Origin of the sequence: Martinezella rhizogenes (genome assembly GCF_000799715.1) — a bacterium.
GTDB lineage: Bacteria > Pseudomonadota > Alphaproteobacteria > Rhizobiales > Rhizobiaceae > Rhizobium > Rhizobium rhizogenes_C.
On record NZ_JUHG01000014.1, the window covers coordinates 172,429 to 182,586 of the forward strand.

Annotated in this window: 10 protein-coding genes; 6 read left to right on the forward strand and 4 right to left on the reverse strand. The window is 61.3% G+C overall.

Translation table 11 applies throughout. The features are described 5' to 3' along the window. Positions 1-48: 48 nt before the first annotated feature. Complete coding sequence (locus tag EX00_RS18335) at positions 49-648, reverse strand: transglutaminase-like cysteine peptidase (RefSeq protein ID WP_047460893.1); 600 nt, start codon at positions 646-648, stop codon at positions 49-51. 236 nt (positions 649-884) lie between these two features. Next, entirely contained in the window at positions 885-1,697 is an 813-nt protein-coding gene (locus EX00_RS18340; protein ID WP_047460896.1) for an alpha/beta hydrolase, read from the reverse strand. Positions 1,698-1,974: 277 nt separating this feature from the next. Between EX00_RS18340 and infC the strand changes: the two genes are divergently transcribed. The 6 genes from infC (at position 1,975) to pheT (ending at position 7,326) form a co-directional block, all read left to right on the forward strand. Then, the gene (gene infC, locus EX00_RS18345) at positions 1,975-2,511 is read left to right on the forward strand and encodes a translation initiation factor IF-3 (protein WP_202903740.1); all 537 of its coding nucleotides are present in this window, start codon (positions 1,975-1,977) and stop codon (positions 2,509-2,511) included. A 319-nt stretch (positions 2,512-2,830) separates the two neighbouring features. Continuing rightward, positions 2,831-3,034 (forward strand): 50S ribosomal protein L35, encoded by a 204-nt coding sequence (gene rpmI / locus EX00_RS18350; RefSeq protein ID WP_003544621.1) that lies wholly within the window; start codon positions 2,831-2,833, stop codon positions 3,032-3,034. A 37-nt stretch (positions 3,035-3,071) separates the two neighbouring features. Then, positions 3,072-3,476 (forward strand): 50S ribosomal protein L20, encoded by a 405-nt coding sequence (rplT, locus tag EX00_RS18355; protein WP_047460905.1) that lies wholly within the window; start codon positions 3,072-3,074, stop codon positions 3,474-3,476. Positions 3,477-3,611: 135 nt separating this feature from the next. Further along, a complete protein-coding gene (locus tag EX00_RS31130; RefSeq protein ID WP_162184548.1) occupies positions 3,612-3,827 on the forward strand; it encodes a hypothetical protein in 216 nt (71 codons plus the stop codon). Next, positions 3,805-4,887 (forward strand): phenylalanine--tRNA ligase subunit alpha, encoded by a 1,083-nt coding sequence (gene pheS / locus EX00_RS18360; protein ID WP_047460908.1) that lies wholly within the window; start codon positions 3,805-3,807, stop codon positions 4,885-4,887. The genes EX00_RS31130 and pheS overlap by 23 nt, the downstream gene beginning before the upstream one ends. Positions 4,888-4,902: 15 nt before the next feature. Beyond that, a complete protein-coding gene (pheT, locus tag EX00_RS18365; RefSeq protein ID WP_047460910.1) occupies positions 4,903-7,326 on the forward strand; it encodes a phenylalanine--tRNA ligase subunit beta in 2,424 nt (807 codons plus the stop codon). Positions 7,327-7,607: 281 nt separating this feature from the next. On the opposite strand, the gene EX00_RS18370 is transcribed toward pheT, so the two are convergent. After that, complete coding sequence (locus tag EX00_RS18370) at positions 7,608-7,967, reverse strand: nuclear transport factor 2 family protein (RefSeq protein ID WP_047460913.1); 360 nt, start codon at positions 7,965-7,967, stop codon at positions 7,608-7,610. 94 nt (positions 7,968-8,061) lie between these two features. Further along, positions 8,062-10,149 carry a penicillin-binding protein 1C gene (gene pbpC / locus EX00_RS18375; protein ID WP_047460916.1) on the reverse strand — a complete coding sequence of 696 codons (2,088 nt, stop codon included), beginning with the start codon at positions 10,147-10,149 and terminating at the stop codon, positions 8,062-8,064. Positions 10,150-10,158 lie beyond the last annotated feature (9 nt).

Genomic DNA, 10,158 nt, shown 5'->3' on the forward strand with positions numbered 1-10,158 from the left:
GGCCGGCACAGTGGCCGGCCTTTTGCATGAGTTTGGTTTTCGCGGCGCTTACTTGACCGAGCCGACCAGAATGTCGCTGCCGTTTTCGATGGTGACCCAGCGGCCGGCATTGAAGCTCGCCTGGCGCTTCAGGTAGGAATAGGGCGTCTTGTACCAGACCTTTACGTCGTCATCGAGATTGTCGAGAATGTAGTCGCCCTGCTTGGTGCGTAGCGTCAGCACGGCATGGCCTTCGCCGTCGGGCTTGCGAACAACGGTCATCAGGAGATTAGCGGCGGAAAAACCCTGCTGGATCAGAAGCTTGCGCTTCAGAAGCGCGAAATCCTCGCAGTCGCCCGCCGTCTTCGGATATTCCCAGTATTCTTCCTGACCGTAGACTTCCATGTCGGTAGCCGGGGTAATGGTTTTATTGACGCGCAGGTTCACCTGATTGACCAGCGTCCAGGTGGAGGCGGTGAGGTCGACGGGGCCGGTGTTGCGGGTCGGACCGCACTCGTCGGTGTGGCGCTCGCAAAATTCATAGTGCCCGATAGGCTGGGAGGTGACTGCGCCGATGGTCATCGATGCGGTCTTCTGCGGGGCCGGCATGGCCGACGATGACATGGCAACTATAGCCGCGAAGGCTACGAATACGCCCTTAATACGCACGCCCACTATCCTTGTATCGTCCCTGCATTTGTTAACAAATTGTTAATGTAGGGGGGTGCGTGAAGTCAATCGTTACTTAAGTGTTAACGCCGGAACCCGGTCATATGGTTAATTTCAGCACAATCAAAGGGATAGTTGCCACAATTGGATACGGCTTGTGGTTATCGATATGCAACGCGAATCCGACCCGGCGAGCGGACTGCTCACCGGGTTTGATCATCTCTATCTATCTGTTTTTATGAAATATTATGCAGCGCCAGCGTCTCTGCCGCGACCAGCATGCGCTCGATATCCTGCGGCCGGGACAGGCGATGATCGCCGTCGCGCACAAGTGTTAACACCACATCGTCGGCCGGCAGGTGCTCGACCAGTTTTAACGAATGGGCGAATGGCACGTCCTCGTCCTGCATGCCTTGCAGGATATGAACCGGGCAGCCGGTCTCGACGATGCCGGTCAAAACGCGATTGACGCGGCCATCCTCGATGAGGGCGCGGGTGAAGATGTTCGGTTCGGAACTATACTCCGAAGGCTCTTCGAAATAGCCGCGTTCGGCCAGCGACCTGCGCTCGGTGTCGGAAAGGTTCGGCTCGATAAGATCGATGGTGAAGTCCGGGGCGGGGGCGATCAGCACAAGGCCGTGGATGACGGGCGCCTTCTTCTGCTTGCGCAGTTCCTGGATCAGCCGGAGCGCGATCCAGCCGCCCATCGACGAGCCGACAAGGACGATACGCTTCGGCTTGGCGTGGTCGATGACGGCAAGCGCCTCCTCCAGCCAGCGCGAGATGGTGCCGTCGGTAAACTTGCCGCCGGATTGGCCGTGGCCCGAATAGTCGAAACGGATGCAGCCGAGCCCGAGCCGTTCGGCCAGCGCGTCAAGCTCCAGCGCCTTGGTGCCGCTCATGTCGGAGCGATAACCGGAGAGCCAGACGAAGGTGGCACCCTTCGCGCCCTTGCGAGCTTGGCGTTGCTGCATGGCGATCTGTCGATGATCATCGCCGGCGCCAACGGAAAGGAACGTCGGCTCAAGGCTGGCTAGTGCTTCGGACATCAAGAACTCCCGGAATTTTCCGCTCTTTAAAACAGATTCGCGCGCATGTGACCCCAAAAATTCTCTCGATTTTTACGAGCATCCTGTGCTATTCGAGCTTATTACTGTGTCCTTTGCGCATCTTGTGACTGCGCGACGTAGTAATGACGCGCGGGAGGTGATTTTTTCCTGGCGCCATGCTATTGACTTCAACACAGCTTTTACGACATTTCCGTCAGTTGCGCCGACGGGAGCGAGAAGCTGCAGCTATCCGTAACAATTCGTGGAGAATACGACCATTCGCAGACCCTTTAAAACTGATGCGCCCGTGAAGGATGGGCCGCGTTCCAACAGGGAAATTCGGGTTCTAAAAGTTCAGCTTATCGCTGCTGACGGCCAGAATTTGGGCGTCGTCCCGACCGACGAAGCATTGAGAATGGCAGAGGAGGCCGGTCTCGATCTCGTTGAGATTTCCCCCAATGCTGAAGCGCCTGTGTGCAAGATCCTCGATCTGGGCAAGCTGAAATATGCCAACCAGAAGAAGGCGGCCGAGGCACGCAAGAAGCAGAAGATCGTCGAAGTCAAAGAAATCAAGATGCGCCCGAACATCGACACCCATGACTATGAGGTGAAGATGAAGGCAATCGGTCGTTTCTTCGAAGAAGGCGACAAAGTGAAAGTGACCTTGAAGTTCCGTGGCCGCGAAATGGCTCACCAGGAACTCGGCATGAAGCTTCTCCAGCAGGTCAAGGAAGATACGGTTGAGATCGCCAAGGTCGAAGCCGAGCCCAAGCTCGAAGGCCGTCAGATGATGATGGTGCTTGCGCCGAAGTAAGGCGCTGGCAGGTTCAACAGGTCGGAGCCGTCCATTGGGCGGCTTTTTCCTTTTATGCCGTCAGATTGATGCTGTCATCGATCTGCAAAGATTCACGCGTCCGGCCCGTTGCACTCTAAGGCAACTGCGGTTATAAGCGCGCGTCCGAACTGACCGGCAGGGCATGCCGTGGCAGTTCAGAATGCTGGTGGGATGGTTCATCACCGTATCCACCGTTCAACAACAAACGCTCCGGCACCTTGTCGCAGCCCGGCCCAGCCGGATCTGTGGGAAGGGCTTTTGAACAAAGCGCGCCAGGAAGCATCGAAGGAGTAGCAAAATGCCCAAGATGAAGACGAAGTCCTCTGCCAAGAAGCGGTTCAAGATCACCGCGACCGGCAAGGTCAAGGCAGCCGCTGCTGGCAAGCGCCACGGCATGATCAAGCGTAGCAACAAGTTCATTCGCGACGCCCGCGGCACCATGGTTCTCGCAGAACCGGATGGTCGTAAGGTTATCAAGAACTACTTGCCGAACGGTCTCTAAGACTATTCGTAACGCTATAGACTAAGGAGATCATGAAATGGCACGCGTAAAAAGAGGCGTAACCTCGCACGCCAAGCATAAGAAGGTTCTGAAGCAGGCTCGTGGATTCTACGGCCGCCGCAAGAACACCATCCGGACCGCCAAGGCCGCTGTCGATCGTTCCAAGCAGTACGCTTATCGCGACCGCAAGGTTAACAAGCGCAACTTCCGCGCCCTCTGGATCCAGCGTATTAACGCTGCCGTCCGCGAACACGGCCTGACCTACGGCCGTTTCATCGACGGCCTCACCAAGGCTGGCATCGAAGTCGACCGTAAGGTTCTGTCCGACATGGCGATCCATGAGACGGAAGCTTTCGGCGCGCTCGTCGCTGCCTCGAAGAAGGCTCTTGATTACCTCAAGGAAGCCGGCACGAAGAACGAGTTCGAAGCAGCCGTTAACTAACGCCGCTTCGCACGTCTTTCGTAAATTCATTATGAAACCCGCGCTGGCGAAACCGGCGCGGGTTTTGTGTTTTGCAGCATACGCTTTTCCATCGTGTCAGGCGGTCCTGTCGGGCGGAACCCCGGGAAATGGATCGTGTATCGGGCGGCAAGTGCCAAGGTCCGCTTTCTTGGCGGCTTTTTGTCATTTGCCCGGTTGATTGGCCGCTTGCACATGGGTAGTGATCTGCAACGCTTCATCGTTGCCACAAGCATTCTGATGCGGGCGTTCTCCATTATTCCGCGGACTGAGCGGCGTTCCAAGCCCGCCGCCCGCAAGGCAGGACCAGATGACGGAACTCGTAACACTTGAAACCCAACTCATGGCCGAGGTGGCCGCAGCGACCGACGAGCAATCGATCGAAGCCGTCAGGGTGGCCGCGCTCGGCAAGAAGGGCTCGGTTTCGGAACTGCTGAAGACGCTGGGCTCTATGTCGCCGGAAGAGCGGCAGACGCGCGGTGCTGCGATCAACGCGCTGAAGAATTCGGTGTCTGACGCCATCAACGCCCGCAAGGGCGCGTTGAAGGATGCCGCCATCGACGCGAAGCTGAAGGCGGAGACCGTCGACGTCAGCCTGCCGGTGCGTTCCTCGCCCGCTGAACGCGGCCGCATCCATCCGATCAGCCAGATCGTCGATGAGATCACCGCGATCTTCGGCGACATGGGCTTCTCGATCGCCGAGGGACCGGATGTCGAGACTGACTATTATAATTTCACGGCGCTGAACTTCCCCGAAGGGCATCCGGCCCGCGAGATGCATGACACCTTCTTCTTCCAGCCGGACGAAAAGGGTGAGCGCAAGGTGCTGCGCACCCACACCTCGCCGGTGCAGATCCGCACCATGGAAGCGCAGAAGCCGCCGATCCGCATCATCATTCCCGGCAAGACCTATCGCCAGGACAGCGACGCCACGCATTCGCCGATGTTCCATCAGGTCGAGGGCCTGGTGATCGACAAGACGGCGAACGTCGGCAATATCCGCTGGGTGCTGGAAGAATTCTGCAAGACCTTCTTCGAGGTCGACAATGTGACGATGCGGTTCCGCCCGTCCTTCTTCCCCTTCACCGAGCCCTCCTTCGAGGTCGATATCCAGTGCGACCGCTCCGGCCCGATCGTCAAGTTCGGCGAGGGCACCGACTGGATGGAAATCCTCGGCTGCGGCATGGTGCATCCGAACGTGCTGCGCCATGGCGGCCTCGATCCGGATGAGTATCAGGGCTTTGCCTGGGGCATGGGCCTCGACCGCATCGCCATGCTGAAATACGGCATGCCCGACCTGCGCGACTTCTTCAACGCCGACGTCCGCTGGATGAACCATTACGGCTTCCGCCCGCTCGACATGCCGACGCTGTTCGGCGGTTTGAGCGCGTAAGCAAGGATCGATGACATGAAATTCACACTCTCCTGGCTGAAAGAGCACCTGGAAACGGACGCCACGCTCGACGAGATCTGCGCCCGCCTGACGATGATCGGGCTGGAGGTCGAGGATGTCGACGACAAGGCGGCTTTCAAGCCCTTCGTCATCGCCAAGGTTCTGTCCGCCGAAAAGCATCCGCAGGCCGATCGCCTGAAGGTGCTGATGGTCGATACTGGCACCGGTAAGCCGATCCAGGTCGTCTGCGGCGCGCCGAATGCGCGTGCGGGCCTCGTCGGTGCCTTCGCGGCGCCCGGCACCTATGTTCCTGGCATCGACGTGACGCTGGCGGTCGGCAACATCCGTGGCGTCGAAAGCCACGGCATGATGTGCTCCGAAAAGGAGCTGGAAATCTCCGACAGCCATGACGGCATCATCGACTTGCCCGATGACGCGCCCGTCGGCACCAGTTATGCCGCCTATGCCGGCCTCGACGATCCGATGATCGAGATCAACCTGACGCCGAACCGTCCCGATTGCACCGGGGTCTACGGCATCGCCCGCGATCTCGCCGCCTCCGGCCTCGGCACGCTGAAGCCGCGCGGCGTTCCGTCCTTCGCTGTCGAAGGCGAGACGCCTGTGGACGTGAAGATCGAATTGGACGACATGCGCCTCTGCCCCGGCTTCGCGCTTCGCCTAGTGCGCGGCGTCAAGAACGGCCCGAGCCCGAAATGGATGCAGCAGCGGCTGCAGGCGATCGGCCTTCGCCCGATCAGCGCGCTGGTCGACATCACCAATTATATGACCTTCGATCAGGGCCGGCCGATGCACGTCTTCGACGCCGCCAAGGTCAAAGGCAACCTCGTCGTTCGCCGCGCCAAGGACGGTGAGACCGTGCTGGCGCTCGATCAGCGCGAATACAAGCTTGGCCCGAACAATGTCGTCATCGCCGATGACAACGGCATCGAATCGATCGGCGGCATCATGGGCGGCGAGCATTCCGGCTGCGACGAGAACACCGTCGACGTGCTGATCGAATCCGCGCTCTGGGATCCGATGAACATCGCCAAGAGCGGCCGCGGCCTCGGCATCATCACCGATGCCCGCTACCGTTTCGAGCGCGGCGTCGATCCGGAATATATGGTTCCGGGCCTCGAGCGCACCACCGAGCTGGTACTCGCCTGCTGCGGCGGCACCGCCGCCAAGGCCAAGGTCGAGGGCTACAAGGGTTATGACGCCAAGATCGTCGATTTCCCCTTCTCCGAGGTCAAGCGCTTGACCGGCCTTGATGTCTCGACGGAAGAGGGCAGGTCGATCCTGACGAAGCTTGGCTTCTCGGTTTCCGGCTCCGGCGAGCGCGTCTCCGTCGCCGTTCCGCCCTGGCGCTCCGATGTCGACGGCAAGGCCGATCTGGTCGAAGAGATCATGCGTATCCATGGCGTCGACAATATCAAGCCGCAGCCGCTTAGCAGCCACGGCGCCGTCAACGGCAAGATCCTGACGACATTGCAGATCCGTACCCGTACCGCCAAGCGCGCGCTTGCCTCGCGCGGCATGCTGGAAGCCGTCACCTGGTCGTTCATCTCGGAAGATCAGGCCAAGCTCTTCGGCGGCGGCACCTCGGCGCTGAAGCTTGCGAACCCGATCGCCGCCGACATGTCCGACATGCGCCCGTCGCTGCTGCCGGGCCTGCTCTCGGCCGCCCAGCGCAATGCCGACAAGGGCTATGGCGACGTCGCGATCTTCGAAGTCTCCGGCACTTATGAGAACGACCGGCCGGAAGGCCAGCGCCGCGTTGCCGGCGGCATCCGTCGCGGCACGGCGACGCTCGCCGGTGCCGGCCGCATGTGGTCGAACGCCGCCAAGGGCGGCGGCAAGCCGGTCGATGTCTTCGACGCTAAGGCCGATGCGCTGGCGGTGCTCGAAGCCTGTGGTCTTCCAATGGGCAACATCCAGATCGAGCAGGGCGGTCCCGCCTGGTATCATCCGGGCCGCTCCGGCACGATCAAGATGGGTCCGAAGGTCGTGCTCGGCTATTTCGGCGAATTCCATCCGAAGACGCTGGAAGCCCTCGACGTCACCGGCGCGCTGGCCGGCTTCGAAGTCTATATCGACGCCATGCCGGAACCAAAGAAGAAGGCGACGCGCACCAAGCCCGCGTTGGAGCTTTCGCCCTTCCAGGCCGTCAAGCGCGACTTCGCCTTCGTGGTCGACAAGTCGGTGGAAGCCGGCGCCATTATCCGCGCCGCCACCGGCGCCGACCGCAAGCTGATCACCGGCGTCAACGTCTTCGATATTTTCGAGGGCGCATCGCTCGGCGAGGATAAGAAGTCGATCGCCATCGAGGTGCAGATCCAGCCGGCCGAGCGCACGCTGACCGATGAGGATTTCGAAGCGCTGACGCAGAAGATAGTCGCCAATGTGACGAAGACGACGGGTGGGGTTTTGCGGGGGTAAGACGCCCTATCCGTGATTGTTGAGTTCGCGGAGGGTGCGGCACCCCCCTCTGTCACTTTCGTGACATCTCCCCCACAAGGGGGGAGATTGGTAACTCGCAGCACACTTCTGCCTCAAGCAGACATCGAGTCTGCTGAAATTGCAGTCTATCGTCTTGCAAGGGACGAGCGGCAAACTCCCAACGATCTCCCCCCTTGTGGGGGAGATGTCACGAAGTGACAGAGGGGGGCATCAGAGGCTCGGCATAGACGGTGTATCCTTGAGATATCGGCTATGCCCACTCATCGATGCAAATGATAAACCTTATTCACCACGCTCCAGCGCCCGTCGATCTTCAGCAGTGATAGATAATCCGAAAACCGCATCCCGGCGAACTCGTCGACGACCTTGACGCTTGCCGCGTCTCCCTCGATGTCGATCAGCTCGATCTCCATCAGCGGTATTGTGTCGGGCGGCGCGCTGCCCTCCTCGACAATGGCTGCGATGAATTCGTCGCGGGTCATCCACTCCACCGCGCCCTGATAGTTGCCGATGATCGCCGCGCGTGGATGCAGCGCCTTGCGCAGCGCCGGCTCATTCGCGAATGCCATGCCATCGACATAGAGGTGAACAACCGCGCGGATTGCCTGCTCTTCCGACATCTCGTCATTCCTCGTTTGAGTATCCGGTAAAGTAACACGAACGGGCTGGGCTGGCAAAAAAGCGGCAGCACGATCTTGCTCAGTCCGCGTCTTTTTATTCCACGAAGACCCTGACACTCGCGGCGCGGCCGGCGGCGTCGATGACGGTCAGCGTCGAATAGCCGGCGCCGTCGGGCACCCATTGATTGGTGCGGCGGCGGGAGAGATCGGGCAGCGGCTTGCCGTTGGCGAGCCAGCGGAACGGCGCGCGGCCGCCCTGCAGCTTCAGCGCCAACGGCATGATCGAGCTGGCACCGCCATTGGCGCCGAGATCGACGCGCGCTCCCTCCGGCGGATAGACGATCTGTGGCGCCGGCTCGCGGGTCGAAGCCGACAGCAGGCCGGCCGCGGTGACGGAAAAGCGCCGCTGACTGATCGGCAGTTGGGTCGCGGAAATACGCACCGCGCCCATCGGGGGTGAGGGGAAGGGCGTGATAGCCACACCTGATTTGGCGAAGGCCTCGAACAGGATGGGTGCCGCAGAAACATAGCCCGCCAGTCCCGGTACGGCTCCGTTGTCGGGCCGGCCGACCCAGACGCCGAGCACATGCGCGCCATCATAACCGATCGACCAGGCATCACGATTGCCGTAGCTGGTGCCGGTCTTGTAGGCGATGCCGAGCTGCTTGCTGCCGCGCGGTGCAATGATGTCGGAGAGAATGTCGGTGATGTTCCAGGCCGCCACCGGCTCCATCAACGGCTGGTCCTCGATCGGCCCCGGCTGATCCTGAATGCCGTCGCCGATCCGCATCGGCTTGCCGCGATTGGCAAGGCCGGCATAGAGCTGCACCAGATCCTTGAGCGTGATGCCGACGCCGCCAAGGCCGATGGCAAGGCCCGGAGCCTCGTTCGGCGGCAGCACCGGCTTCACCTCGGCGCGACGGAAGCGCACCAGCAGCCGCGTTGGCCCGACAGCGTTGAGCAGGCGGATGGCGGGCACGTTGAGCGACAGTTGCAGCGCCTCGCGCACGCTGACATCACCCTGATAGGTCATGTCGAAATTGCGCGGACGATAGCCATAGAAGTCGGCGGGCCGATCCTCAATGATGGTTTCCTGGGCGACATACCCTTCTTCGAAAGCGAGACTGTAGATAAAGGGTTTCAGCGTCGAGCCGGGAGAGCGCAATACGCGGGTCATGTCGATCCAGCCGGAGCGGCTGGAATCGAAGTAATTGGCCGAGCCCACCTCGCCCACGATCTCGCCGGTCTTGACATCAGCCATGACCATGGCGACCGACACCTTCGGCCCAAGCCGCCGGGAGGCCTCGTCGGCGACGGCTTCCAGACCCTGCTGAACATCCCGGCGCAGCGTCGTGTGATGCTGGATGATATCAGGCTGCTTGCGCAGCGCGGTCTCAGCCAGATGCGCTGCATAGGCTGGCAATTGCCGCCGCCTGGCCGGAACCGGAACGAGGGCTGCCCGCTCCGCCTCGCCGTCGCCGACGACGTCGGCCACCGCCGCGCGGGCGAGCACACGCTTGCGCGCGGCTTCGGCGCTAGCGAGGTTGCGGTCGGGTCGGCGCTTTTCCGGCAGTTGCGGCAGGGCGACCAGCAGGGCCGCCTGCGCGATGCTCAGCTGTCGGGGCTCCTTGCCAAAATAGGCAAGGCTCGCGGCCCGCACGCCCTCCAGATTACCGCCATAGGGGGCATGCGTTAGGTAGAGGTCAAGAATCTGTTCTTTGCTGAGCCGCCGCTCGATCTGGATGGCGCGGGCGATCTGCAGTAGCTTGGCCGTCACCGATCGCTCGCTGCGCGGCTCGATCAGGCGCGCCACCTGCATGGAGAGCGTCGAGCCACCGGAGACGATGCGGCCGTGGGTGACGAGCTGGAGGAAGGCGCGGCCGAACGCCATCGGATCGACGCCGTGATGGTCGTAGAAGCGCCGGTCCTCATAGGCAACCAGCATGCGCAGGAATTGCGGATCGACGTCACCGACATCCGTCTTCAGCCGCCAGCGCCCCTCCGGCGTGGCGAAAGCGCGCAGCAACTCGCCATTGGCATCCAGCACCTCGGACGAGACGACACCGGCTCTGTCCAGCGGCGGCGGAAAGGCGCGGTCGGCGGCGACAAGGCCAAAGGTCAGCGCCGCCACCGAGAGGGTAGCTGCGCCAAGACCGATCGCAATTTTCCACCGCGCCTTCATGACCTCTTC

Excerpts from the sequence above, each read along its gene's own strand:
- pheT (WP_047460910.1), top strand. The coding sequence starts at position 4,903 with ATGAAATTCACACTCTCCTGGCTGAAAGAGCACCTGGAAACGGACGCC.
- EX00_RS18340 (WP_047460896.1), bottom strand. The coding sequence starts at position 1,697 with ATGTCCGAAGCACTAGCCAGCCTTGAGCCGACGTTCCTTTCCGTTGGC.
- pbpC (WP_047460916.1), bottom strand. The coding sequence starts at position 10,149 with ATGAAGGCGCGGTGGAAAATTGCGATCGGTCTTGGCGCAGCTACCCTC.
- rplT (WP_047460905.1), top strand. The coding sequence starts at position 3,072 with ATGGCACGCGTAAAAAGAGGCGTAACCTCGCACGCCAAGCATAAGAAG.
- rpmI (WP_003544621.1), top strand. The coding sequence starts at position 2,831 with ATGCCCAAGATGAAGACGAAGTCCTCTGCCAAGAAGCGGTTCAAGATC.
- pheS (WP_047460908.1), top strand. The coding sequence starts at position 3,805 with ATGACGGAACTCGTAACACTTGAAACCCAACTCATGGCCGAGGTGGCC.
- EX00_RS18370 (WP_047460913.1), bottom strand. The coding sequence starts at position 7,967 with ATGTCGGAAGAGCAGGCAATCCGCGCGGTTGTTCACCTCTATGTCGAT.